This is a genomic window from Micromonospora craniellae (assembly GCF_014764405.1).
Lineage (GTDB): Bacteria > Actinomycetota > Actinomycetes > Mycobacteriales > Micromonosporaceae > Micromonospora > Micromonospora craniellae.
The window spans coordinates 1,151,505-1,176,195 of record NZ_CP061725.1 but is presented as its reverse complement, the minus strand read 5'-3'; the positions used below and the strand labels follow the sequence as shown (position 1 = coordinate 1,176,195).

General features: G+C 71.2%; 24 protein-coding genes and 3 tRNA genes. 21 read left to right on the top strand and 6 right to left on the bottom strand.

Going from position 1 to position 24,691, the window contains the following annotated elements; translation table 11 throughout:
* The first annotated feature begins 114 nt into the window (after nt 1-114).
* Nucleotides 115-1,698, top strand: coding sequence for a citramalate synthase (cimA, locus tag ID554_RS05405; protein WP_117229563.1), 1,584 nt, complete (start codon nt 115-117; stop codon nt 1,696-1,698).
* On the opposite strand, the gene ID554_RS05400 is transcribed toward cimA, so the two are convergent.
* Complete coding sequence (locus ID554_RS05400) at nt 1,695-2,675, bottom strand: endonuclease/exonuclease/phosphatase family protein (protein ID WP_396888476.1); 981 nt, start codon at nt 2,673-2,675, stop codon at nt 1,695-1,697. The two genes, cimA and ID554_RS05400, sit on opposite strands and share 4 nt — an antisense overlap.
* Nucleotides 2,676-3,073: 398 nt before the next feature.
* Between ID554_RS05400 and ID554_RS05395 the strand changes: the two genes are divergently transcribed.
* The 11 genes from ID554_RS05395 to ID554_RS05340 all read left to right on the top strand — a co-directional run bounded on the left by ID554_RS05395 (nt 3,074) and on the right by ID554_RS05340 (nt 11,856).
* A complete protein-coding gene (locus tag ID554_RS05395) occupies nt 3,074-3,568 on the top strand; it encodes a hypothetical protein (protein ID WP_117229562.1) in 495 nt (164 codons plus the stop codon).
* Nucleotides 3,569-3,781: 213 nt separating this feature from the next.
* Entirely contained in the window at nt 3,782-4,834 is a 1,053-nt protein-coding gene (locus ID554_RS05390) for an AAA family ATPase (protein WP_117229561.1), read from the top strand.
* Nucleotides 4,834-5,847 carry a DUF58 domain-containing protein gene (locus ID554_RS05385; protein ID WP_117229560.1) on the top strand — a complete coding sequence of 338 codons (1,014 nt, stop codon included), beginning with the start codon at nt 4,834-4,836 and terminating at the stop codon, nt 5,845-5,847. The genes ID554_RS05390 and ID554_RS05385 overlap by 1 nt, the downstream gene beginning before the upstream one ends.
* Nucleotides 5,844-6,803, top strand: a complete 960-nt coding sequence (locus tag ID554_RS05380) for a VWA domain-containing protein (protein WP_117229559.1) — start codon at nt 5,844-5,846, stop codon at nt 6,801-6,803. Before ID554_RS05385 ends, ID554_RS05380 begins: the two co-directional genes overlap by 4 nt.
* Before the next feature lie 50 nt (nt 6,804-6,853).
* Nucleotides 6,854-7,708, top strand: coding sequence for a S1C family serine protease (locus ID554_RS05375; RefSeq protein WP_117229558.1), 855 nt, complete (start codon nt 6,854-6,856; stop codon nt 7,706-7,708).
* Nucleotides 7,709-7,818: 110 nt separating this feature from the next.
* Complete coding sequence (locus ID554_RS05370; protein ID WP_117229557.1) at nt 7,819-8,112, top strand: hypothetical protein; 294 nt, start codon at nt 7,819-7,821, stop codon at nt 8,110-8,112.
* Between the two features lie 9 nt (nt 8,113-8,121).
* The gene (gene arfB / locus ID554_RS05365) at nt 8,122-8,547 is read left to right on the top strand and encodes an alternative ribosome rescue aminoacyl-tRNA hydrolase ArfB (RefSeq protein WP_117229556.1); all 426 of its coding nucleotides are present in this window, start codon (nt 8,122-8,124) and stop codon (nt 8,545-8,547) included.
* A 121-nt stretch (nt 8,548-8,668) separates the two neighbouring features.
* Complete coding sequence (locus tag ID554_RS05360; RefSeq protein ID WP_117229555.1) at nt 8,669-9,838, top strand: cellulose binding domain-containing protein; 1,170 nt, start codon at nt 8,669-8,671, stop codon at nt 9,836-9,838.
* Nucleotides 9,839-10,251: 413 nt separating this feature from the next.
* Entirely contained in the window at nt 10,252-10,779 is a 528-nt protein-coding gene (locus tag ID554_RS31365; RefSeq protein WP_223884445.1) for a hypothetical protein, read from the top strand.
* Entirely contained in the window at nt 10,776-11,435 is a 660-nt protein-coding gene (locus ID554_RS05345; protein ID WP_117231280.1) for a hypothetical protein, read from the top strand. The genes ID554_RS31365 and ID554_RS05345 overlap by 4 nt, the downstream gene beginning before the upstream one ends.
* A complete protein-coding gene (locus tag ID554_RS05340; protein WP_117231281.1) occupies nt 11,425-11,856 on the top strand; it encodes a hypothetical protein in 432 nt (143 codons plus the stop codon). Before ID554_RS05345 ends, ID554_RS05340 begins: the two co-directional genes overlap by 11 nt.
* A gap of 80 nt (nt 11,857-11,936) precedes the next feature.
* Here the strand turns inward: ID554_RS05340 and ID554_RS05335 are convergent, their stop codons facing one another.
* Nucleotides 11,937-12,143 carry a helix-turn-helix transcriptional regulator gene (locus ID554_RS05335; protein WP_223884444.1) on the bottom strand — a complete coding sequence of 69 codons (207 nt, stop codon included), beginning with the start codon at nt 12,141-12,143 and terminating at the stop codon, nt 11,937-11,939.
* Between the two features lie 443 nt (nt 12,144-12,586).
* Between ID554_RS05335 and ID554_RS32330 the strand changes: the two genes are divergently transcribed.
* Complete coding sequence (locus ID554_RS32330; RefSeq protein ID WP_263407324.1) at nt 12,587-13,705, top strand: helix-turn-helix domain-containing protein; 1,119 nt, start codon at nt 12,587-12,589, stop codon at nt 13,703-13,705.
* Here ID554_RS32330 and ID554_RS05325 read toward each other — a convergent pair.
* Nucleotides 13,662-14,633, bottom strand: coding sequence for a 3-methyladenine DNA glycosylase (locus ID554_RS05325; RefSeq protein WP_396888475.1), 972 nt, complete (start codon nt 14,631-14,633; stop codon nt 13,662-13,664). The genes ID554_RS32330 and ID554_RS05325 overlap by 44 nt on opposite strands.
* A 35-nt stretch (nt 14,634-14,668) precedes the next feature.
* A complete protein-coding gene (locus ID554_RS05320) occupies nt 14,669-15,952 on the bottom strand; it encodes a hypothetical protein (protein WP_117231283.1) in 1,284 nt (427 codons plus the stop codon).
* A 239-nt stretch (nt 15,953-16,191) separates the two neighbouring features.
* On the opposite strand from ID554_RS05320, the gene ID554_RS05315 reads away from it, so the two are divergent.
* From ID554_RS05315 to ID554_RS05300, 4 genes are all read left to right on the top strand, one after another.
* Nucleotides 16,192-16,995: a fumarylacetoacetate hydrolase family protein gene (locus ID554_RS05315; protein ID WP_117231285.1), complete on the top strand. Its 804-nt coding sequence runs from the start codon at nt 16,192-16,194 to the stop codon at nt 16,993-16,995.
* Nucleotides 16,996-17,091: 96 nt separating this feature from the next.
* Nucleotides 17,092-17,163: transfer RNA gene (locus ID554_RS05310), tRNA-Gln, on the top strand.
* A gap of 134 nt (nt 17,164-17,297) precedes the next feature.
* Nucleotides 17,298-17,370, top strand: a tRNA-Glu gene (locus ID554_RS05305).
* Between the two features lie 250 nt (nt 17,371-17,620).
* Nucleotides 17,621-17,696 (top strand) — tRNA-Glu (locus ID554_RS05300).
* Between the two features lie 226 nt (nt 17,697-17,922).
* Here ID554_RS05300 and ID554_RS05295 read toward each other — a convergent pair.
* A complete protein-coding gene (locus ID554_RS05295) occupies nt 17,923-18,840 on the bottom strand; it encodes an IS5 family transposase (RefSeq protein WP_113974896.1) in 918 nt (305 codons plus the stop codon).
* Between the two features lie 126 nt (nt 18,841-18,966).
* Nucleotides 18,967-19,653, bottom strand: a complete 687-nt coding sequence (locus tag ID554_RS05290) for an IclR family transcriptional regulator (RefSeq protein ID WP_091084913.1) — start codon at nt 19,651-19,653, stop codon at nt 18,967-18,969.
* 49 nt (nt 19,654-19,702) lie between these two features.
* Here ID554_RS05290 and leuC point away from each other — a divergent pair, with 49 nt between their 5' ends.
* From leuC to ID554_RS05270, 4 genes are all read left to right on the top strand, one after another.
* Entirely contained in the window at nt 19,703-21,148 is a 1,446-nt protein-coding gene (leuC, locus tag ID554_RS05285) for a 3-isopropylmalate dehydratase large subunit (protein ID WP_117226771.1), read from the top strand.
* A gap of 16 nt (nt 21,149-21,164) precedes the next feature.
* On the top strand, nt 21,165-21,752 hold the full coding sequence (leuD, locus tag ID554_RS05280) for a 3-isopropylmalate dehydratase small subunit (RefSeq protein WP_117226770.1): 588 nt from the start codon (nt 21,165-21,167) through the stop codon (nt 21,750-21,752).
* A 173-nt stretch (nt 21,753-21,925) separates the two neighbouring features.
* Entirely contained in the window at nt 21,926-22,594 is a 669-nt protein-coding gene (locus ID554_RS05275) for an HU family DNA-binding protein (RefSeq protein ID WP_191088722.1), read from the top strand.
* Nucleotides 22,595-22,742: 148 nt separating this feature from the next.
* Complete coding sequence (locus tag ID554_RS05270; protein WP_223884442.1) at nt 22,743-24,689, top strand: endonuclease/exonuclease/phosphatase family protein; 1,947 nt, start codon at nt 22,743-22,745, stop codon at nt 24,687-24,689.
* Nucleotides 24,690-24,691: the final 2 nt, after the last annotated feature.

The window sequence follows — 24,691 nt, the reverse complement described above, 5'->3', positions numbered from 1 at the left end:
TCATTATTGGCAACTAGCGCGCCGGCTTCTTCCTCCGCCGAGCGCGCAGACCTCCCGCATCCGCGGGAGGTCTTTTTGTTGCGTCGGCCGGTGCCTGTACGAAGGGATCTCCCCATGACGTTCCAGGTCTACGACACGACCCTGCGCGACGGTGCCCAGCGCGAGGGGGTCAGCTACTCGGTGGTCGACAAGCTCGCGGTGGCCCGGCTGCTCGACGAGTTCGGTGTCGGCTTCATCGAGGGCGGGTGGCCGGGTGCGGTGCCCAAGGACACCGAGTTCTTCCGCCGGGCGCGTACCGAACTCGACCTGAAGCACGCGGTGCTGGTCGCCTTCGGCGCCACCCGCCGCGCCGGCGCGGTCGCCGCCGACGACCCGCAGGTGCGCGGCCTGCTCGACGCGCAGACCCCGGCGATCGCCCTGGTGGCCAAGGCCGACCTGCGGCACGTCGAGCGGGCGCTGCGCACCACCGCCAAGGAGAACCTGGCGATGATCCACGACACGGTGACCCACCTGGTCGCCGAGGGGCGTCGGGTCTTCGTCGACGGCGAGCACTTCTACGATGGGTACCGCCACGACCCGGCGTACACGGCGTCGGTGGTGGAAACTGCGCTGGCGGCCGGTGCGGAACGATTCGTGCTCTGCGACACCAACGGCGGGATGCTGCCCTCCTGGGTAACCGCGGCCATCACCGACCTCACCGACCGGATCGGTGTCGCGCCCGAGGTGCTCGGCATGCACGCCCAGAATGACACCGGGTGCGCGGTCGCCAACACCCTCGCCGCAGTCGAGGCGGGTGTCCGCCACGTGCAGGGCACCGCCAACGGGTACGGCGAGCGGCCGGGCAACGCCGACATCTTCGCCGTCGCGGCGAACCTTCAGCTCAAGCTCGGGCTGCCGGTCCTACCGGAGGGCTGCCTGGAGCAGATGGTGCGGGTCTCCCACGCCATCGCCGAGATCGCCAACATCGCCCCCGACACCCACCAGGCGTACGCCGGGGCTGCCGCCTTCGCCCACAAGGCCGGGCTGCACGCGAGTGCGATCAAGGTGGATCCGCTGCTCTACAACCACGTCGAACCCGAGGTGGTGGGCAACGACATGCGGATCCTGGTCACCGAGATGGCCGGCCGGGCCAGCATCGAGCTCAAGAGTCGTGAGCTGGGGCTGGATCTGGCCGGCCATCCGGAGACGCTGTCCCGGGTCACCAACCGGGTGAAGGAGCTGGAGGCCGGCGGCTGGTCGTTCGAGGCCGCCGACGCCTCGTTCGAGTTGCTGGTCCGCTCCGAGCTGCCGGACGCTGCCCCGGTGCGACCGTTCACGCTGGAGTCGTACCGGGTGCTGGTCGAGCACCGCGAGGACGGCGCGGTGGTCTCCGAGGCGACCGTCAAGATCCGGGTACGCGGTGAGCGGGTGATCGCCACGGCGGAGGGCAACGGCCCGGTCAACGCGCTCGACGAGGCGCTGCGCGTCGGCCTCGGCCGGCACTACCCGGAGCTGCGGAACTTCGAGCTGGCCGACTACAAGGTCCGCATCCTGGAGGGCAGCCACGGCACCGGCGCGGTCACCCGGGTGCTGGTCGAGACGGCCGACGGCCGCGGCGGTGGCTGGACCACCGTCGGCGTGCACCCCAACGTGGTCGAGGCGAGCTGGCACGCCCTGGTCGACGCGCTGACCTACGGCCTCGACCGCGCCCGCGTCTAGGCGGGCAGTTGGAGGTCGGCCAGGATCATCCGGTGGTCGCTGCCGGGTAGCGGGTGCACCGTCACGGCACGTACCGCGATCCGGTGGTCGACCAGCACGTGGTCGATCGCGACGGGCGGGATGGGGTCGCCGTCGTACGGGCCCCAGGTGCCGGTGAGCCCGGCGCCGACCGAGGCGGCGGCGTCGGCGTACCCGGTGCGCAGCAGGGCGCGCAGCGGGCCGTGGTCGAGGGTGGCGTTGAAGTCACCGGCGAGGATGCTCAGCGGCCCGTCCGGGGTGGCCGCCGGTTGGGCCGCCAGGTCCTCGCGCCAACCGGGCACCTGGTCGACCGCGTACGGGGCCGCCGGGTGGACCGACTCGACGCGGACGGCCGGCGCCCCGGGCACGGCCACCGTCGCGTACGCCTGAGTGAAACGTAGACCGCCGGCGAGCTGGCGGACACCACCGTCGCCGGTCGGATAGCGGGCATAGAGCCCGGATCCTCCGGTGCCCTCCACTGGGTTGAGCTGCTGGTGCGGTAGCAGGTCGGTCAGGCCGAGCCGGTCCAGTTCGGCCTGGGCCGCCGGGGTGAACTCCTGCACCGCCAGCACGTCCACCCGCGCGTCGCGGACCAGTGCGGCGATCACCCGTAGGTCGGCGGCACCGGCCAGCAGGTTGGCGGTGAGCACCCGCAACGCGGGACCGTCCGCCGCCGGCTGTGGCGAGGGCAGCGCGCGGGGGACGACCACCGCGAGTAACGTCGCCGTGGTCACCGCCGCGACCGCCGCCGGCCAGCGGCGCCGGAGGGCGACCGCGAGCACCAGGGGAAGCAGGCTGCCGAGCACCGCGTACGGCGTGAAGGCCAGCGCCTGCACCAACGGCCCCCGGTCCAGGCCGGCCAACCGGACCACCGCCCACCCGGCCCCGGGTGCGACGGCGAGCCAGCAGAGCACGGTACGTCCGGACAGCGCCGACGGTCGGCCGAGAGTGATCGCCACAGCAGGCAGGGTAGCCCCTGCCCGACGACCCGCGACCGGTGCGAGATCCGTCGCGTGGGTGATCGGCGGGCCGCAATTGACCGAACACTTCTCACGCCTGATTCGTGAATGCGGTTCTCACAATTAGTGGCGATGATCCGACACCCTCACAAAAGGGTGATGGGTTATTGACCGACAGTATTTTCCGGTGCTACGTTCCTGCTGGTCGGGTGGTTGCGATCGAGGAGATAGTCCCAGCTCAGAGCGCATGTGGGCGATCGAGTGTAGCCGTTGCGGGTGCGATCCAAAATAGGGCCGCCGGCGTTCGGCGGTCATTGCGGCCCGACTTCGAAAAAGGAAATTCCCGCCCCGCGTGCCGCGGGTCGGCGTATCCCCACGGTCACCAAGGGAGACCTGTCATGACCAGATTTTTCCGACGGAAGGCGGCTGCGGTGTCGATCGCGGCCCTGGCACTGGCCCTCGCCGGTGGTGGCATCGCCGCGGCGAAGCCCACCGAGGCGGGCAACCAGCCCACCGCCCGCACCACCGCGCAGCAGCCGGCGGTCACCACCGCCTCGATGAACAGCGCCCGGGCCCTGCTGGCCAAGGGTGAGGTCGCCGCGGCCAGCACCTCCGGGTACGCGACGGCGGTCAACGCCAACGGCACCAAGGCCCGCGGCAACGGCGTCGTCATCAAGTACGGCGTCGGCCAGTACGAGGTGCAGTTCGGCAGCAACGTCGCCTCGGGCATCTACGTGGCGACGATCGGCCAAGCGGGCTCGTGCTGCGTCCCGCCCGCCGGGGAGGTCTCGGTGGCACCCCGGCTGCTCACCCCGAACGGGGTGTTCATCCAGACGCGCAACTCCGCCGGTGTTGCCGCCGACCTGCCGTTCTTCCTTCTCGTGCACCGCTGAGCGGTGCACTGACAACGGCCTCCGTCCCGCCGGGCGGGGGCCGTTGTCGTGCTGCCGGACCGCCGTCCCGTTTCGGCACCGAACGACCCCGACCGGCACCTTTCGTGACGTCCGGTGCGGTCCATGCCGGAACGGTGGCGGCCGACCTGTCTGGGTCGCCGACGGTCGGTAATTCCGACGTTTGTCGGAGGTACGCCTCGGGAAGCAAGCACCGTGACGGACATCTCGGACACCATGGCCAGCCTGCCCAGCCCGGCCGATCCCGATGCGACCGCGGCCGAGCTGGACCAGACGCTCTTCGAGGTCAAACGCGTGATCGTCGGGCAGGATCGGCTCGTCGAGCGCCTGCTCACCGCGCTGATCGCTGACGGGCACTGCCTGCTGGAAGGCGTACCGGGGGTGGCCAAGACCCTCGCCGCGCAGACCCTCGCCACGGTCGTCGGCGGCACCTTCTCCCGGATCCAGTTCACCCCCGACCTCGTCCCTTCGGACATCGTCGGCACCCGCATCTATCGGGCGTCGAAAGAGAGCTTCGACGTCGAACTCGGGCCCGTCATGGCCAACCTGGTGCTCGCGGACGAGATCAACCGGGCGCCGGCCAAGGTGCAGTCCGCGCTGCTGGAGGCGATGGCCGAACGGCAGGTGTCGATCGGCGGGCGCAGCTACCAAGTGCCGGAACCGTTCCTCGTGCTGGCCACCCAGAACCCGATCGAGTCGGAGGGGGTCTACCAGCTCCCCGAGGCGCAGCGCGACCGCTTCCTGATGAAGGTCCTGGTCGACTACCCGGACGGCGGCGACGAACTGGCCATCCTCTACCGGATGAGCGCCGACCGACCACGGGCCCGTCCGGTACTCGACGCGGACCGCCTGCGCGCCTTCCAGCGCCAGGCCACGCAGGTCTTCGTACACCACGCCATCGCCGAGTACGTCGTCCGCCTCATCCTCGCCACCCGGGACCCGGTCCGGTTCGGGCTGCCGGAGATCGCCCCGTTACTGGCGTACGGCGCCAGTCCGCGCGCCACCCTCGGCCTGGTCGCCGCCGCGCGGGCCCAGGCGCTGCTGCGTGGCCGGGAGTACGTGCTGCCCGAGGACGTCCGGGACCTCGCGAGCGACGTGCTGTCGCACCGGCTGGTGCTCTCCTTCGACGCGGTGGCCGACGGGGTGACCCCCGAGGCCGTCGTGCGCCGCCTGGTCGAGGTGGTCCCACCGCCCCGGGTGGCGGCCACCGGTCAGCCGGAGTACGCGCCCGACCTGGCAGCCGCCTGATGCGCCGGAACGTCCCGGTGCCCGTACCGGCCGATCCGGTGCTCGCGGACCTCACCCCGGGCCAGCGGCTGCGTCGGCTGGAACTGACCGTCACCCGCCGTCTCGACGGGCTGCTGCACGGCGAGCACCGGGGCCTGCTGCCCGGTCCGGGCAGCGAACCCGCCGGCAGCCGGGAGTACCGGCCCGGCGAGGACGAGGTACGCCGGATGGACTGGTCGGTGACCGCCCGGACCACCGTGCCGCACGTCCGGCAGGTCGACGCCGACCGCGAGCTGACCACCTGGCTGCTGGTGGACGCCAGCCCCAGCATGGAGTACGGCACCGCCGAGCTGGACAAGCGGGAGTTGGCCGTGGCCGCAGTTGCCACCGTCGGCTTCCTGACCACCGGACCGGGCAACCGCCTCGGTGCCGAGGTGCTCACCTCGTCCGGGCTGCGTCGGCTGCCGGCCCGTGGTGGGCGTACCCATCTGCTCGGGCTGCTGCGCGGGCTGCTGGCCGAACCTCGGGTGGGCGGTCACGACGGGCCCGGCGGGCCCCTGCCCGGCGCGGCCGACCTGTCCGACGCGGTGGCGGCGGTGCACCGGGTGGCCCACCGGCGTGGCCTGGTGGTGGTGGTCTCCGACTTCCTGGACGGACTGCCCGACGATCCCCGGCTGCCGGCCACCTGGGAACGCCCGCTGCGCCGGCTGGCCGTGCGGCACCAGGTGCTGGCGGTGGAGATCACCGATCCCCGTGAGCTGGAGCTGCCGGACGTCGGGCTGATCACGCTGGCCGACCCGGAGACCGGCGAGCGGCGCGAGGTGTGGACCGGCGACCGGCGGCTGCGTGAGCGGTACGCGGCCGCTGCCGCCGCCGAGCGTGACCAGGTCCGCGACGCGGTGCGCCGGTCCGGCGCGACGCACCTGGTCCTGCGTACCGACCGGGACTGGGCGGCCGACATCGTGCGGCACGTGCACGCGCAGCGCCGGCTGGCCGCCGCCGGCGCCGGACCGAACCGGGGAGGTACGGCGTGATCTGGCAGTCGCCGGTCCGGCTCTGGCTCCTGCTCGGTGTGCTGGCCCTGGCCCTGGCCTACCTGGTGGCACAGCGACGGCGCAGCCGGTACGCGGTCCGCTTCACCAACCTGCGGCTGCTCGACCGGGTGGCGCCCCGGCGGCCGACCTGGCGGCGGCACCTGCCGGCCGGCCTCTTCCTGGCCATGCTGGCCCTGCTGGTGGTGGGTTTCGCCCGGCCCACCGCCGAGGTGCGGGTGCCCCGGGAACGGGCCACCGTGATGGTGGCGGTGGACGTGTCCACCTCGATGCTCGCCACCGACGTCGAACCGGACCGCCTCACCGCAGCCAAGGGCGCTGCCCGGCAGTTCGTGGACGGTCTGCCCGACGAGTTCAACGTCGGGTTGGTGGCCTTCGCCGGCAGTGCGGCGGTGCTGGTGCCGCCGGGCACCGACCGGGAGTCCCTGCACGACGGCATCGAGCGGCTGGCCGAGGGGGTGACCGGGGTGCAGGGGACCGCGATCGGCGAGGCGATCAGCACCTCGTTGGGGGCGGTGAAGGCGTTGGACGAGGCCGCCGCGACCCAGCCGCCACCGGCCCGGATCATCCTGCTCTCCGACGGCGCGAACACCTCGGGCATGGACCCGATGGAGTCCGCCGCCGACGCCGTGGCCGTCGAGGTGCCGGTGCACACGATTTCGTTCGGCACGTTGAGCGGCTTCGTGGACCGGGGCGGCCGGCCGATCCAGGTGCCGGTGGACGGGGAGACGTTGCAGGCCGTCGCCGAGCAGACCGGGGGCGTCTTCCACGAGGCCGCCACCAGCGACGAGCTGCGGGCCGTCTACGACGACATCGGCAGCTCGGTGGGCTGGCGCAAGGTACGGCAGGACGTCTCGTCCCGGTTCATCGGGCTCGGACTGGTGTTCGCGATGGGCGCGGCGTACGGCTCGATGCGGTGGTTCTCCCGCCTGCCCTGATCCGCCCTGGCGACACCGACCCGGGCCCGCCACACGTGAGGAGCGTACGAATGGCAGTGCAGACCGGTCTGGGTGAGCCACGCGGACCCTGGTTCGTCTCGCCGGACCTCGATCTGGACGGGCGGTGTGGACCGGACGGGACGGCCCGGGACCGGGCGGTGTGGAGTTGGCGGCGTCGGCTGCTGGCGGGGCTGGCGGTGGTGGTCCTGTCGACGGGGTCGGGGGCGGTGGCCGGTGGCTGGGTGGCCGCCCGCGACGGCGTGCCCGGTCCGGCTGCGGCGTCCGCCGCCCCGGTGCCGGCCGAGTTGGTCACCGCGGCCGAGAAGACCGTGCCCGGGGTCGTGTCGGTGCTGGTGGACGGCGCCGGCGGCGCCTCGGCGACCGGCTCCGGTTTCGCTGTCGACACCGAGCAGCACATCATCACCAACGACCACATCCTGGCCAGGGGGCGCGGCGCGGTCACCGTCGAGCTGCCGGACGGCCGGCGGCTCGCGGCGGAGGTGGTGGGCCGGGAACCGGGAAGCGATCTCGCCGTGCTCAGGGTGCCGCCGTCCGCCGGGCTGACGGCGTTGCCGCTGGCCAAGCCGGGATCGACCCGGGTGGGCGAGCCGGTGCTGGCGGTCGGTTCGCCACTGGGGCTGCCGGGCACGGTCACCGCGGGCATCGTCAGCGCGCTGGACCGCCAGGTGCGCCTCGGCGACAACCGGCACCGGGCGGTGCAGACCGACGCCTCGATCAACCCGGGGAACTCCGGGGGGCCACTGGTCAACGCCCGGGGCGAGGTGGTCGGGGTGAACACCGCGATCGCCACCATCGACGGCAACGGCTCGATCGGCATCGGGTTCGCCATCCCGATCGAGCAGGTGCAGCAGACCGCCGACACGATCATCGGCAAAGGCGGCTGATGTAGCACAGAGTGATTGTCCAATTACGGGGGGATGCGCGGTCTGTCGGATTTCTGGCGGTCGATGATCGGAAAATGGAAATATTACGCTGAGTATGGATACTGGCGTGGGTGGAGCGTCCTCTCATCGCGGTCCTCCTGCTGGTGGGCCTCATCATCGGAAGTGGTGTCGGGTCGTCGTACGCGCGGGCCCGGCGCGGCTGGAACGACTATCGGGCCGCGAAGAAGTCGGTGCCCGGCGCGCGGCGTGCCGCCTGGCTGCTGATCAAGGTGGTCACCACGAAGGTCGGGGTGATCGCCCTGCTGCTGGTCGGCGCGGTCGCGTACGCGGCGGTCGGTGGTGACGAGCCGACCGCGCCGGAGCCGAATCCGAGCAGTGCTCCGGAGCCGCGGCCGGCACGCTAGCCTCGGGGTGTGGACGACGGACTGCGGGTGACCGACCGGTGGAGTGTCCCCGCCGCCGAGCTGCGGGAGCGGTTCTCCCGGTCGTCCGGGCCCGGTGGTCAGGGGGTCAACACCACCGACTCCCGGGTCGAGCTGAGTTTCGACCTGGCCGGGTCGCCCAGCCTGCCGGAGTCGCTGCGGGCGCGGGCGCTGGAGCGGCTCGCCGGCCGGCTGGTCGACGGCGTGCTGATCATCGCCGCCAGCGAGCACCGGGCGCAGCTCGCCAACCGCGAGGCGGCCCGGGAGCGGCTCGCCGCACTGCTGCGCGAGGCGGTCGCGCCGCCGCCTCCGCCGCGCCGGCCGACCCGACCGTCCCGCGGTGCCAAGGAACGGCGGCTCGCCGAGAAGAAGCGCCGCTCGCAGCGCAAACGCGACCGCCGGGTGGACGGCGAGTAGGGCGGCTGCGGCTGCGGGAGGGCGGCTGATTGATGAACGTCGTTGCGTCTGGTTGACTGTGGACGGGAGCGCCAGGGCCGGTCACACCACAGCCACGACACGTGACGGGAGTCCCTCCACCATGCTCCGAAAGTCCCTGGGCAACGCCGCGACCGCCGGTCTCGCGGCGGCCGTCCTCGCCCTCGCCGCCGGCTCGGTCGCGGCCCGTCCCTCCGCCGCCGCACCGGCCGCCGACATCCGGCCGGCACCTGCCGTCGCCGCAGCCGATCCAGTACGCGTCATGCCGCTCGGCGACTCCATCACCGGTTCCCCCGGCTGCTGGCGGGCGGTGCTCTGGAACCGCCTCCAGTCCGCTGGTCACACCGCCGTCGACTTCGTCGGCACCCTCGGCCCGCAGGGCTGCGGCCAGCCGTACGACGGCGACAACGAAGGGCACGGCGGGTACCTGGTCACCAATGTGGCCAACCAGAACCTGCTGCCGGGCTGGCTGTCGGCCACCCGCCCGGACGTCGTGCTCATGCACTTCGGCACCAACGACGTGTGGAGCAACCTCGCCCCCGCCACGATCCTGGCCGCGTACGGCCGGTTGGTGGACCAGATGCGGGCCGCCAATCCCGCCATGCGCATCCTCGTCGCGAAGATCATCCCGATGGCGCCGAGCAGTTGCCCCGAGTGCGGCCAGCGGGTCGTCGCCCTCAACAACGTCGTCGACGGGTGGGCGGCGGGCAAGACCACCGCCCAGTCGCCGATTGTGGTGGTGGACCAGTGGACCGGGTTCAGCACCACCACCGACACGAACGACGGGGTGCACCCCAACGCCGCGGGCGACCGGAAGATCGCCGATCGCTGGTACCCGGCGCTGGTGGCGGCGCTGACCGGCGTACCCGTACCCACGCCCACCGCGACCCCGACGCCTCCCGCGACGCCCACTCCCACGCCGCCCGCCACTCCCACGCCGCCCGTCACGCCGACGCCCACGATGCCGCCCGGAGGTTGCGTGGCGAGCTACCGGGTGGTGGGACAGTGGCAGGGCGGCTTCCAGGGTGAAGTGACTGTCCGTAATGGAGGGTTGCTCGCAATGACCGGTTGGACGGTGCGGTTCGATGTCGCCGACGCTCAACGGATCACCCAGGCATGGGGTGCCGAGGTGGTCCAGAGCGGAACGATGGTCACTGCCCGTAATGTTGCCTGGAACGGCGCGCTGGCCTCCGGCGCCCAGACCACGTTCGGCTTCCTGGCCAGTACCGGCGGCATCCCCACCGCCTCGGCGGTGAGCTGCACGGCCTCCTGACCACCGGTCCGGGGTCGCTTCCATCGGAGGTGGCCCCGGACCGGTGTCAGGCGGGGACCGCCGCCAGCAGCCGCCCGGCCCGCTCGGCGAACTCCCGCTGAACCAGGGAGCCGAAGCGACGCTGCGGAAGTCGCCTCGCTGACATGGCGGACGGATCCCTACGGCTACCTGACCGCCCTCAGAATCGGCCGATCGTGGCTTACAAACACCGGCCTCGAATCGACCAGGCTGCCCTGGCCGACGCTCTTGACCTGTCGATGGCGCGTCGCAACGCGCTCTCCTTCGGCAAGTTCTGCCGCTGCCACCCTGGTCAGGCGTACGGGGCTGCGGAAGAGGATTCATGTTGGATAGTGTCTGCCTCGCTACGGCATGTGTAGACGCCAGCATCCCTCGCCGCGTACCGGAAGGACGGCATGGCCAGCATCGAGCAAGTCAAGGCCGAGCTTGCCCAGGCAGCTGAGCAGTGCAACGCGACGACGAACCAGATCAGAGCCGCCATCGAGGGCACCGAACAGGTGCTCTCCCGGCTTCGGGCGGTCGCGGCCGGGACCGGACATCCCGCGATCTCCGAGGCGATCAACCGCGCCGAACAGAGCAAACAGCGGTTGATCGAGGCGGCCACCGTCCTCGCGGGCAGCACCCAGGCCGCCCGGCAATACATCAGCATTCTCGGCTGGCCGGTGAGCATCGGTGAGATCAAGGCGGCACTCAACGAAGCCAACTACCTGCTTGAGCAGGGCAAGACCAAGATCGCGGGAGTCGGCACGGCCTTGGAAGATGTCTCCGCGCTCCTGCTCTCCACCCTGCACGACAGCCAGCGGACCGAGGCCGCGCAGGCACGCAAGGCCATCGCCGACGCGGTACGCGAGGTGAAGTTGAGTCTACGGGCTATCGCTACCGCTCAAGACAGCGGGAACGGGTACCGGAAAGTGTTGGGATGAGCAGCCTGCTCGCCCAGGTCATCGCGCAGCTCAAGTCGGCTGTTGACCAACTGGATGAACTCGCGGTACGCGCTACACGCGCCGCAACGGATGCCACCGAGGCAAACGCCATCTACGCGAGAGTCGGCACGGGCTCTGACCACCCGCAGCTGCGGGCTGCTGCGTTGCAGAGTCGTGTCGGCGTCGACAAGGCCCGCCGGCTTGCCCGACTGAGTAGCGATGCCGCCCAGCACGTCGCCGCCTACCTGAGCGCCATCGCGCCCGGTACGGCCGCTCTGCCGACCCACTCAGGCCCGCCGTCAGGCGAGGAACTCTTGGCCGACAGTGACCAACGTGACCTGAGCCGCGCGATGCTGAGAGGGTTCCTCACTCGGCCTGCCCGGAAAGCCGACGACGTGCAGGACCATGCGACCACTACCGCAAACACGATCCAACACTTCGCCAGCGCGTTCCGTGACCGTTACGGCCCCAGCGGGACACATTCAAGCGGGACCGTCACCCCGACGGCACCTGCAGCCGCGCCACGGCCGAAGATCGACGCTGCGGAAGCCGCAGGAAACCTCGCAGTGCTCGGCATCCTGGCAGGCGTGGCGGCACATAGGATCACTGCGGTGATCAGTGAACGGATAGCGAGGTTCAGAAGACGTGGACGTTAACCCGCTGAGCGACCTGATTCGAGCTTTCGCCAGGGCTGACTGGGATGCCGCAGACGCCGTGGCGGCGAACATCAGGCAACATGGCCTGCCCGGGAGCCTACGGCTGATCGAGGCCGCATTCGCCCTTGCGGTTCACCGGCACCTCGGAGTCAACGCCACTCCGACCGACATAGCCGCCTTCGTGTCGTCAGCTCGCGCCCGGTACGAGCAGGGCGCGACTCCACCCGCGCTTGAGACGGAAGGCGTCATCCGAGCCGCCGTGGGCGAGCCTGAACTGATCGCCAACATCCCTGCGGAGACCGTGCTGGGCATCGAAATCTTCGTCCTCGGGCAGATGCTCCTGGAGTCGAACCTGACCCCGACCGAGTTGGATGAGTTTGTAGCCGCCGCCGAGCAGATCGCCGCCGAGCACCTGGGATAAGGCAATCACCAGCTGGGAGAACACCTTCGGTGCGGCAGCGCCTCAACTCCTATGCAGCGGCCACCTTGGCATTGCCACCGTCAGTCGTCGTCGGCGGGTCGAGGCTGTCGGTACTTGGCGATCCATTCCTCGATGTCCTCGGCAAGCCACACCTTCATCCCCCGTAGCTCTTGGTACGGCTTGGGAAAGGTGGGGTACCGGGCGAGTTGCTGGAACCGCTGCCGCGAGACATCGAGGCGCTGCGCGATCTCGTAAGGCCCCATCAGGCGGCCTGGCCCACGGTCCACGTTCCGAACGTAGGTAGATCCATTCTATCCTTTCGGCAATTGCCTGTCGACTAGACTATCGGGTAGATGCAAACCTGAACAAGTGAATCGATACGTCTCAGAACGGGAGCATCTGGCCCAGTCCCAGTACCCGTATCCATCTGACCGGATGACAACGAGGCGCGTGCGGCGACCGCGTCCCGTCACCCGCAGCCGAAGCATTCCTGGCTCCGGGCAGGTGCCCGGCTCCCCACCCTGCGGGGAGGTGCGGGCGTCGTGATCGTCGAGATGGTTCCGGTGCTGCTTGGTGCCGTATTGCTGGGGTTCCTGGCTGGGTTGTTTGCGTTTCGGGTGAAGTCGCGGTGGTGTCCGCGTTGTGGGGAGTCGACCGACGCCCTGCCTCCGACCGACGCTGTGCCTCCGGTCGGTGGCGGCAGGTGAGCCGTTGGCGTGACCACAATTCCGTGCCTCTCGGGCGGCGGGTGGCTGAGCTGCGGGCGTACCGGGGCATGACGCAGCAGGCGTTCGCGGATCGGCTCGGCAAGTCGAAGAGTTGGGTCGACAAGGTCGAACGCGGCGTACGTCAGCTCGACCGGTACTCGGTGATCCAGGAGATCGCCGACGTGCTGCGTCTCGATCCGGAGATGCTCCTCGGCCCCCGCCGGCCGCTGCCCACGACGCCGACTCTGGACGGTGTCGACGCGATCCGGGCCGCACTGGCCTGCTACCAGCACCGACCGCAGCACACCGTCACGGCGCAGCAGGCCGCCCGGCAGGTCACACACGCCTGGATGAGCTACCAGCACGGCCGCTACCCGCAACTCCTCGCAACCCTGCCCGGCCTGCTCGACGCCACCCACGGCACCCGCATTCTGCTGGCGTCGACCTACCGGATCACCGCCGCCGTGCTGGTCAAACTCGACCACGCCGACCTCGCCTGGCTCGCCGCCGACCGCGCCGTCACCACCGCCGCCGACGACCCCACCCTGACCGCCCCCGCCACCATCGGCGTCGCCCAGGCGCTGCGCGCCCTCGGCCACCACCGCCTCGCCCTCACCGCCGCCCTCACCGCCGCGGCCACCACGGACGACCACGCCGTACGCGGCACCCTGCACCTTGAGGCCGGACTCGCCGCCGCCGCCGACGGCGACCGCCGCAACGCCCACGACCTGCTCGACCACGCCGCCGCCCTCGCCGAAGGCCCCCTCGACCACACCGACCCGCATCACACCGGCTTCGGACCGGTCGCCGTCCAGGCGGCCCGATCCTTCGCCGCCCACCGCCTCGGCGACACCGTCGAATCCGTCCAACGCCACGAAGCCGCCGTCCGTAGCGACGGCTGGCCCCGACTGCCACCCGAACACCGCGCCGCCCACCTCGTCGACGCCGCCCACGCCCACCCCGACGTCGGCGACCCCGGCCGAGCCGGACACGTACTCCTCGACGCCGACAGCATCGCACCCGCCGAAGTCCGCAGCCGCCCCGCCGCCCGTACCCTCCTCACCCAGACCATCCAACGCGGACCCGCACCGGCCGACGTCACGCGACTGGCCGCCGTCGTCGGCCTGACCCGACAACCCTGACCCTCTCCGGTGGCTCCGTTCCCTCAAGCAGCGCCGCACACACATCGATCAACCGGGCGCGTAGTCGGCCCGCGCGCTGCGAAAACTCGCGTTGACGAGCGACGTACTCGGCCTTGCCCTCGGGTGTCTCGATGGCCACCGCCGGTTCCCCGTAGGAGGAGAAGTCGTACGGGGACGCCTGCATGTCGAGCAGCCGGATGTCCCTCGCCAACTCGAAGCAGTCGAGCGCCAGATGCCCCGGAACCGCAGGGCCCAGCTTGGTCGCCCACTTGTGGCAGTCCATCGAGGCATGCAGGCAGCCCGGCTGGTCAAGCTCTACCCGGCTCTCCCTCGTTGGTTGAAGCCGGTTGAGGCTGACTGCGTCAGGGGTGAAGAACCGGAACGCATCGAAGTGAGTGCAGCGGATCTGGTGAGACTCGACTACCGCGTCAGTCCCCGCTTGCCCAAGTCGCAGGGGGAGTGGATGCCGATGCTCACGTTGGTGGTACACCATCGCCCACTCGTGCAGGCCGAAGCAGCCCGTGAAGGCTGGTCGTGACGAGATGGCGGACAACAGTCGATGGATGAAGCGTACCGACTCAGCCCGGTCGGCGAGGAACGCTGCGATGTCGAAGCTCACCAGCCCGTTCGCGTCCGTGGCATACCAACGCCACTGCCGGTGTGGGGCAGAGCCGTGCGGTCCTGGTGCCAAGGAGAGGCCCACGCCGGGGTGCCACCGTCGGAGCACGGACGGCCGGGTGCCGTAGTAGTCGTACAGGAAGTCATCGATCGCGTGGCGTTCCCTCGTGGCCTTGCGGGCGCGGTGGCCTGCGGTAAGGGAGTCGGCGCGCTTCTCGTGAGCTTCCAGGAGGGGAAGCCAGCTTGCGGCGGGGACGCGCCGACCACGCCACTGCGTCGCGGTCAGGTGTTCGGCGGTCACATGTCTCATTGTGCCTGCGCGGCCGAAGCTGCTCGAACGGACGGTCAGGGCACGTCCACCCGCACCCCGGGGGAGAAGACGCCGCTGCGCAGTTCCAGGTGCCGGAGCGCCTCTGCGCCGTCGACGGTGAAGACCAGCGGCAGCACCATACGACTGCCCGCCGCCATCGGCTCGGCGAAGACGTCCCGCCCCCGGTTGGCCCGCCGGGTGGCCTGCTCGTCGGTGGTGACCCAGTTGCCGTCCGCCAGGTACGCCCGCTGCAACTTGCCGTGCCAGCTGTGATGCTCCGGGGTGACGTTGCGCACCCCCACCGTCGCCTGGCACGTGCGGGCGCCCCGGCCCGGCTCGCAGGCCATCCGGTAGACGGTGAACTCGAACGCGTCCTCGCGCAGCGGGACGCCGAGCCCACCGCTGATCCCCGTGCCCTTCCAGGCGCCGCTGGTCGGCTGGCTGTCGGTGTCGATCGCGGTGACCCGCCGGGTAGCGGTCCACGCCGCCAGGCCGATCGTGGCGACGAGCACCGTCGCGGCCACCGGCACCACCAGCCAGACCGGTGGCGTACGGCGACGGGCCGGAGGTCGTGGCGCGGCCGGGCGCGGATACACCGTGCCCGGTCCCTTCGACGCCAGGGCAGCCGCGACCGGGCGCTTGTGCCGACGCCAGGTGACGAACCCGATGGCGCCGAGGACCAGCACCGCGACTGCACCCGCCAGCAGTGCGGGCGCCTGGTGCCGCCAATCCGACTCCGTCGCGGCGGCCGTCGGCGCGTCCGGCGACGTCCAGGTGGCCGACCCACAGTCGTACGGCTGCTGGTCGTCGACGCCGAAGGCGCAGGCGGGCGTGGTCAGCGGCTGCTGGGCCGGGGCGGCGGCCAACGTGGTGTCCAGCGTCCTGCTGCTGCGTGGCGGCAGGCTCAGGCGCCAGGTGACCTCGGTCGCCGCCGCCCCGTTTGGGCGTACCTCCCGGCCGCCGGCGCTGATCGTGGTCGCCGTGACGCCCTCGGGCAGCTCCTGGCGCACGGTGGTGGACACCGGCGCGTCGCCCCGGTTGCGGACCTCGATGCGGTACCCGGGCGCGGCGGTGTTCTGCGTTCTGACCGCCACGCTGATCTCCGGCCTGGGGGCCGGTGAGGCGACCCGGGTCGGCGTGGGTACCGCGGGCGGTGCCGACGGCATGGTGGGCTCGGGCGTGGCGGCTACCGCGTGCGGTCGGCCCGGCGCAGGAGCGTCCGGGACGGCGGCCGCCGGCAGGACCGGCAGCGCCGTGAGCAGACCGACGCAGTGCACGATCGCCGCGAGCTTCCTGTGGTGTCGTGTCGATGCAGGCATACGAACGAACCTCCGCAGCCGACGCTAGGGGCGCGTGCACGTCGTGCGGGTACGAAGCGACGTTTCCGGCCCCGATGCTGATCATCGCGGGTAAGCTGTGCCGCCCCGGTCGGCGACCGGACGAGATTGCGCTGGTCGGTCCGATCTGCGACCGGACGAGATTGCGCTGGTCGGTCCGATCTGCGACCGGACGAGATTGCGCTGGCCGGTCCGATCTGCGACCGGACTACATTGAGCTGGTGCGTATCGCTCGTTTCGCTCATGCCAAGGGAATGTCGTTCGGTGTCGTCGAGGGGGAGCCGGAGGCGGGGCCGCAGGGGCTGACCGTCGCCGAGATCACCGGACACCCGTTCGGCCAGATCACGTTCAGCGGTGTCCGGTGGGCGCTGTCCGACGTCCGCCTGCTCTCGCCGATCCTGCCCAGCAAGGTGGTCTGTGTCGGCCGCAACTACGCCGAGCACGCCGCCGAGCACGGCAACGAGGTGCCGAAGGAACCGCTGCTGTTCCTCAAGCCCTCCACCTCCGTCATCGGCCCCCGGGACGCGATCCGGCTGCCCGAGTTCAGCAAGCAGGTCGAGCACGAGGCGGAGTTGGCGGTCGTGATCGGCGCGCCGGGCGCCCGACGTGCCGACCGGGCCGCCGCCGAACGGGCGATCTTCGGCTTCACCTGCGCCAACGACGTCACCGCCCGGGACCTCCAGCGGTACGACAGTCAGTGGACCCGGGCCAAGGGGTTCGACTCCTTCTGCCCGATCGGCCCGTGGATCACCACCGGTCTGGACGTCACCGACCTGGAGATCCGCTGCGAGGTGGGACGCGACCCGGAGGAGATGGAGGTCCGTCAGCTCGGCCGTACCCGGGACATGGTCTTCGACGTGCCGGCCCTGGTGTCGTACGTCTCGCACGTGATGACGCTGCTGCCCGGAGACATCGTCCTGACCGGCACCCCGGCGGGGGTTAGCCCGATCACGGACGGGGATACGGTGGCCGTCCGGATCGAGGGGATCGGCGAGTTGGCCAACCCTGTCGTGTCCGCGAACTGACCGCCGTTTACACAGCTCAAGGGCGGTTTGGGGAAGTCGATTTGGCCCGTCGGCGCCGGGAGGGTAGAGTTTGCTCCCGGTGCCGCAAGGGGCCGATGGGGTATGGGGTAATTGGCAGCCCAACTGATTCTGGTTCAGTTAGTCTAGGTTCGAGTCCTGGTACCCCAGCGCAGCCGCGATTCGCAAGAATCGAGGTCGCTGGACTCTGGTGGAGTTCAGCACCGACGTTCCGCAGGGGCGTCGGTCACGAGTTCTGGTAGAGTTCGGTGGCACCATCGTGAGGTGGTGTCGCAATGTGTTCTGGCCCCGTCGTCTAGCGGCCCAGGACGCCGCCCTCTCAAGGCGGTAGCGCCGGTTCGAATCCGGTCGGGGCTACAGATTCACGTGACGGCCCGTCCCGCTCAGCGGGACGGGCCGTTTCGTTGTGCCGGCATCCGAGCGCGTTTCCCGGGACGCACCGCCGTCGGCGGCGCACCGCTGGGTGACGTGCGCGGTCGACCCGATCGAGTGAAACCGTATCCGGCCTGGGCCAACGGAACCGTCCCACCCCAGATTCCGCAGTCTCGTAGGACGCCGCTAGACTACTGCCACACCGCCCGCAGGGGCGGTGAACCAGGAAAGTTCTGGCCCCGTCGTCTAGCGGCCCAGGACGCCGCCCTCTCAAGGCGGTAGCGCCGGTTCGAATCCGGTCGGGGCTACCACAAGAAGCCCGTCTCGCCCCGCGAGACGGGCTTCTCCCATCCCACCCACCCACCCCAAAGCCCCACCCACCCACCCACCCACGCCGGCCTCGGCCCGCCCCTCGGCGAGTTGATCAAGAGGTTTGCGTCGGGATCCGGCCCTGCCGAAGACCCAAACTCCTTGATCAACCGGGAGAGGGCGGGGGAGGGTGAGAGGGAGGGGGAGGGGTGGGGTTTAGGTCGTGTGTCATAAGTGCCGTTCGAGGCGCCGGAGCCAGTTGTCGATCATGCTGATGGTGGCGGTGGCTTCGTAGCGCACTGCGAGTTTGTCGTAGCGGGTGGCCACGGCACGGTGCTGTTTGAGCAGGCTGATGCCGCACTCCACGGCGTGACGCTGCCGGTATGCGCTGGGGTCGAAGGCGGGTGGCCGGCCACCCGCCGAGCCCTTCTTACGGCGGTTCGCGGCCTGGTCGGCCTTGACCGGGATGACACAGCCGATACCACGGCGCCGCAGGTAGCCGCGGTTGGCCTTGCTGCTGTACGCCTTGTCCGCCAGGACCCGCTGCGGCCGACACCGGGGCCGCCCGACACCGAGACGAGGCACCCGGATGCGGTCCAGCACAGTGGTGAACTGCGGGCTGTCGCCGCGCTGCCCACCGGTGATGACGAACGCCAGCACCATGCGGCCCTGCTCGCAGGCCAGGTGCAGCTTGGTCGTCAGACCGCCCCGGGACCGGCCCAGCGCGTGATCCGCCGGCTCGGCGGCGCTGCTGCCGCCCGGCGGCTCGACCTGCGTGTGACTGCCCCGGCGGGCGCCGGCGGCGTGCTGATGCGCCCGCACGATCGTGGAGTCCACACTCACGTCCCAGGAGATCAACCCGAGCGCGTCGGCCCTACCCTGCAACCCGGCCAGGATCCCCGCCCACACCCCCGCCCGCTGCCAGCGCCGGTACAGCCCGTACACCGTCCGCCAGTGCCCATAGCAGTCCGGCACGTCCCGCCACGGCGCACCCGTACGGACCCGCCACCTGATCCCGTCAATGAGCTGCCGCTTGCTCCACTTCGGCGGCCGACCCGGCTTCTTCCGCCCGGGCAGCAACGGCTCCAGCACCGCCCACTGCGCGTCGGTCAGGTCGTGCCGCCTCGTCACCGCTACGCTGGCCACGAGGTCTCCGTGCAGATGGTTGTCTTGGTCGATAACCCATCTACCGGAGACCTCACCGCATATCGATCACCGACACACCCAGCCGATCACCTCACAGCAGGGCCACGGGCACTTATGACACACGGCCTAGAGGCCGGAGAGGCGTTGGCCGGCTCTGACGACGGCCATGGCGTGGCGTTCGCCGGGGCGGCGGCCGAGGCGTTCGATGGGGCCGGAGATGCTGATCGCGGCGATGACCCGGCCGGTGCGGTCGCGGATCGGTGCGGAGACGCTCGCCACACCGGCCTCGCGTTCGGCGACGCTCTGCGCCCAGCCTCGGCGGCGTACCTCGGCGAGGGTGCGGCCGGTGAACTTGGACCGGGGCAGCAGCGGCATCACCGCCTCGGGCGGCTCCCAGGCGAGCAGGATCTGCGCCGCCGAACCGGCCACCATCGGCAGCACCGAGCCCACCGGGACGGTGTCCCGCAGGCCGCTGGCACGTTCCGCAGCGGCCACGCAGATCCGTTCGTCCGCCCGGCGCAGGTAGAGTTGCGCGCTCTCGCCGGTGGCGTCGCGCAGGGCGGCCAGCAGTGGCTCGGCGGCGGTCAGCAGCACGTCCGGTGCGGCGTTCGCCAGTTCGCCCAGGCGCGGACCGGGACGCCAGCGGCCCTGAGTGTCCCGGACCAGCATCCGATGGATCTCCAGCGCCTGTGCCAGCCGGTGCGCGGTGGCCCGGGGCAGCTTGGTGCGTTCAACGAGTTCGGCCAGGCTGGCGCCGTCGACACAGGCGGCCAGGATGACCACCGCCTTGTCGAGAACGCCGACACCGCTCATACTGTGTCCCACAAGCCGAAATTTACCTCCCAGAATTTAGGATGTCCAGATGGTGGGAGTCACTCCTGAGCCGAGGACCCTGGCCGAGAAGGTCTGGGACGCGCACGTCGTCCGGTCCGCCGATGGTGAGCCCGATCTGCTCTTCATCGACCTGCACCTGCTGCACGAGGTGACCAGCCCGCAGGCCTTCGACGGGCTGCGGCTCGCTGGTCGCCGGGTGCGCCGTACCGACCTCACGCTGGCGACCGAGGATCACAACACCCCGACCGGGTACGCGGAGCCCTCGTTCCAGCAGCGCCGTGGTGACCTGCTCACCATCGCCGACCCCACCTCCCGTACGCAGATCGAGACGCTGCGCCGCAACTGCGCCGAGTTCGGCGTGAAGCTGCACCCGCTGGGCGACGAGAACCAGGGCATCGTGCACGTGATCGGGCCGCAGCTCGGGCTCACCCAGCCCGGCATGACGATCGTCTGTGGCGATTCGCACACCGCCACCCACGGCGCGTTCGGCGCGCTGGCGTTCGGCATCGGCACCAGTGAGGTCGAACACGTACTGGCCACCCAGACGCTGCCGCAGGCCCGGCCCAAGACGATGGCGGTCACCGTCAACGGCCGGCTCGGCCCCGGCGTGACCGCCAAGGACCTGGTCCTCGCGCTCATCACGAAGGTGGGCACCGGCGGCGGGCGCGGACACATCGTGGAGTACCGGGGCGAGGCGATCCGGGCGCTGTCCATGGAAGGCCGGATGACCATCGCCAACATGTCCATCGAGTGGGGCGCCAAGGCCGGCATGATCGCGCCGGACGAGACCACCTTCGCGTACCTGAAGGGGCGGCCGAACGCACCGGCCGGCGCGGACTGGGACGCCGCGGTCGCGTACTGGCGGACGCTGCCCACCGACGAGGGCGCGACGTTCGACGCCGAGGTGACGCTGGACGCCGCCGCGATCACGCCGTTCGTCACCTGGGGCACCAACCCGGGGCAGGGCGCACCGCTGGGCGCCTCGGTGCCGAACCCCGACGACTTCGGCACCGAGCCCGAGCGGGCCGCCGCCCGCCGCGCCCTGGAGTACATGGACCTGCGGCCGGGCATGCCGCTGCGGGACCTCTCGGTGGACGTGGTCTTCGTCGGCTCGTGCACCAACGGCCGGCTGGAGGACCTGCGGGCCGCGGCGGACGTGCTGCGCGGCCACCAGGTCGCCGACGGCGTACGCATGCTGGTGGTGCCGGGCTCCGCCGCCGTACGCGAGGCCGCCGAGTCCGAGGGGCTGGACAAGGTCTTCACCGACGCGGGTGCCGAGTGGCGCTTCGCCGGCTGCTCGATGTGTCTCGGCATGAACCCGGACACGCTCTCCCCGGGGCAGCGTTCCGCCTCCACCTCCAACCGCAACTTCGAGGGCCGGCAGGGCCGGGGTGGGCGTACCCACCTGGTGAGCCCGCCGGTCGCCGCCGCCACCGCCGTGGCCGGTCGGCTGGCCGCCCCCGCCGACCTGTAGAGAAGGGCTGCGACAGATGGACAAGTTCACCGTGCACACCGGCACCGCCGTGCCGCTGCGTCGGTCCGACGTGGACACGGATCAGATCATCCCGGCCGTGTACCTCAAGCGGGTGACCCGTACCGGATTCGCCGACGGGTTGTTCAGCGCGTGGCGGGAGGACCCGGGATTCGTTCTCAACGATGAATCATATTCGGGTGCCTCGATTCTGGTGGCCGGCCCGGAGTTCGGCACCGGGTCGTCGCGGGAGCACGCCGTGTGGGCGTTGCGCGACTTCGGCTTCCAGGTGGTGATCTCGCCGCGCTTCGGTGACATCTTCCGGGGCAACGCCCTCAAGGAGGGTCTGCTGCCGGTCGAGCTGGAATTGAAAGCCGTCGAGGAGATCTGGGCCCTGGCGGAGTCCGACCCGAAGGCCACCGTCACCGTCGACCTCACCGCCCGGCAGGTGCAGGCGGGCGGTTCCACGTGGTCGTTCCCGCTCGACGACTTCAGCCGCTGGCGGCTGATGGAGGGCTTGGACGACATTGGACTCACCCTTCGTCACGAGGCGCAGATCGATGCCTTCGAGGGGACCCGGTCGCCGTTCCTGCCCCGGGTCGCCTAGCCGTTCATCCCGGCTCCACCGCCGATTTCGCCCCCACCGGTGCCACCGGTGGGGGCGAATCCGTTGCGACACAAGGGCTTTTTTCCACCGAATGTTTGTGTCCCGGCAGCACAGGGCATACGGTGCGCGCAGAATGGCTCGCGTCGAGTCAGTTGCACAATCAGGAGGAAGTAGTGAACAAGGCCGAGCTCATCGAGGCCCTCGCCGTTCGCCTGGGAGACCGGAAAACGGCGACGGCCGCGCTCGACGCGGTCCTCGCTGAGGTCCAGGCGGCGGTCACCAAGGGCGAGAAGGTGGCGATCACCGGTTTCGGAGCGTTCGAGAAGCGCGTACGGGGCGCGCGAACAGCCCGCAACCCGCGGACCGGGGAGGCGGTGAAGGTCAAGAAGACCTCGGTGCCGACCTTCCGTCCGGGCGCCGGGTTCAAGGAGATGGTGGCCAGCGGCAAGGTGCCGAAGGCCACGGCGGCGGCGAAGAAGGCCGCCGCGGCCACCGCCAAGACCACCGGTGCGAAGGCGACGGGTGTGAAGGCGACCGCCGCCAAGAAGACGACCACGGCGAAGGCCACTGCGGCGGCCAAGAAGACGACCGCCACGAAGACCACGGCGGCGGCCAAGAAGACGACCGCGGCCAAGGCGGCCAAGACCACCGCCGCGGCCACGAAGACGACCGCCACGAAGAAGACCGCCCCGGCGAAGAAGACCGCCACGACGGCCAAGAAGACCGCGACGGCCAAGAAGACCGCGACGGCCAAGAAGACCGCGACGGCCAAGAAGACCGCGACGGCCAAGAAGGCACCGGCGAAGAAGGCGCCGGCCAGGAAGAGCGCGACCCGGCGCTGAGCCGGTCGTACGACGAGGGCGTCCGCCGCACCGGTGGGCGCCCTCGCCATGTCCGTGGGTCCGCGACCTGAGGTCCGGACCCACGGCGTTGACGGAGCGGGGCACGAGGCCCAGAATCGCCGGACCACCCCTCGGCGAAAGAGGAACCGTGCTGCGTCACCGCCATCTCGGTACCGCCACCCTGGCACTCGGCCTCGTCGTCCTGACCGACGTGCTGCGCGTCTTCCTGCCGTCGGTCATCACCATCTTCGGGCAGGCCGCGTCGACCCCGGCCGAACTGCTCGGTGCGTTCGCCCTCGGCTGGTTCGTGCTGGCGCTCGCCGCGCCGCCACTCGTCCGGCTGGTCGGCAGCCGCGTCGTCGGCGTGGTGGCCGTGGCGCTGCTGGGCGCCGCCCGGCTCGCGCTGACCGCCGGGCCCGGCGGCTGGGCGCAGCTCTGGCTCGCCAGCGCCGGCCTGCTCGCGGGTCTGGTGTGGCTCGCCGCGACCGCCGCCCGGGGCGAGCGCGCGGTACCCGGACTGGCGCTCGGACTGGCCGCCGCGGCGCTCGGGCACGTGCTCGTCGGCACGTACGACCTGGTCTGGCGGGGGAGTTGGGCGGCGTGGGTGGCCGGCGGTGCGACGGTGGCGGCGCTGCTCGCCGGTGAGGTCCTGCTCGCCCGTCGCCGCGGTGAGTCGACGCCGGTGCCACACGTCCGGGCGTGGCTGCTCACCGGGCCGGCGCTGGTGCTGGGCGGCATGGTGGCGCTGTCACCGGCGGTGGTGAGCACCGCGACGTCCTTCTGGTTCGGGGAGGCGGGCACCGCCTCGACACCGCTGTTCGCGTTCGCGCCGCTCGGTGTGGCGGTGGCACTGCTCCTGCTCGCCGCCCTGGCCCCGCCCCGGCCACGCGCCCGGCTGGTGTGGCCGGCTCTGCTGCTGGCCGGGGCCCTGCTGTTCGGGTACGGCCCGCCGTCGCTGCTGGCCGTCGCCGTACTGCTCAGCGCCGCCGGTCTGGGGGGCTGCCTCGCGCTGGCCGACGGCGCCGCCGGGCCGACGGCGCGGGCCGCGAGCCGGCGGGGATACGCCGTGGTGGGCGGGATGCTCGTCTTCGCGGTCGTCTCGGTGCTCTACTACGCCGCCTACGACCTCGGCTACCCCAACGGGTGGCTGCCGGCCCTGGTGGCCGTCCTGACCGGCCTGATCGCGCTGGAGGGCCGTTTACGGCCCCGTCCGGCCGCACCGGCCACCGAGGAGTCCGTCGCCCCAGCGGCTGTCTCAACGGCCCGGGAGTCCCGCGCCTTCGCCCGGCTGCCCGCGGTGCCGATCGCCGCGCTCGCCACGCTGACCGCCTTCGCCGCCGCGGTGCTGCACGAGCCGTGGCCGATGGCGACCAATCGGCCCGGTCCGCCGGAGCAGGTACGGGTGGTGGCCTACAACATCCGGATGGGCTTCGGCATGGACGGCCGGTTCGACCTGACCGCGCTGGAACGGGCGGTCAGGGGAGCCGACGTGGTCGTGCTCAGCGAGGTGGACCGGGGCTGGCTGCTCAACGGCGGCCACGACACCCTGCACCTGCTCTCCGACCGGCTGGGCCTGCCCTACGTCTTCGCGCCGGCCGCCGACGCGCTCTGGGGTGACGCGGTGCTCAGCCGCTGGTTGGTGGGCCGGGCCCGGACCCGGGTGTTGCCCGCCGTGGGCGCACCCACCGGCGCGCAGGCGCTCGGCGTCACCGTGGACTTCAGCGAGGGCGTACGCCTGGCCGTGGTGAGCACCCACCTGCAACCACCGCCCGGCGCGGACCCGGTGGTCCAGGCCCGCGCCGTCGCCGACTTCGCCACCGAGTACGCCGACGGCCTGCCGCTGGTGGTCGCCGGTGACTTCAACACCGAGCCGGGTGACCCGGCCTTCGCCGCGCTCACCGACGCCGGTCTGGTCGACGCGTTCGCCGCCGCCCGCCCGTTGCCGACCAGCCCGGCCGACGACCCACGCGAGCAGATCGACCACGTCTTCGTCTCGCCCGACCTGGTCGCCTCGGAGGCTGTCGCGATGCCCGGCACCGCCAGCGACCACCTGCCGGTCGCGGTCACCCTCACCCTGCCCGGCGGTGCCAGCTGACG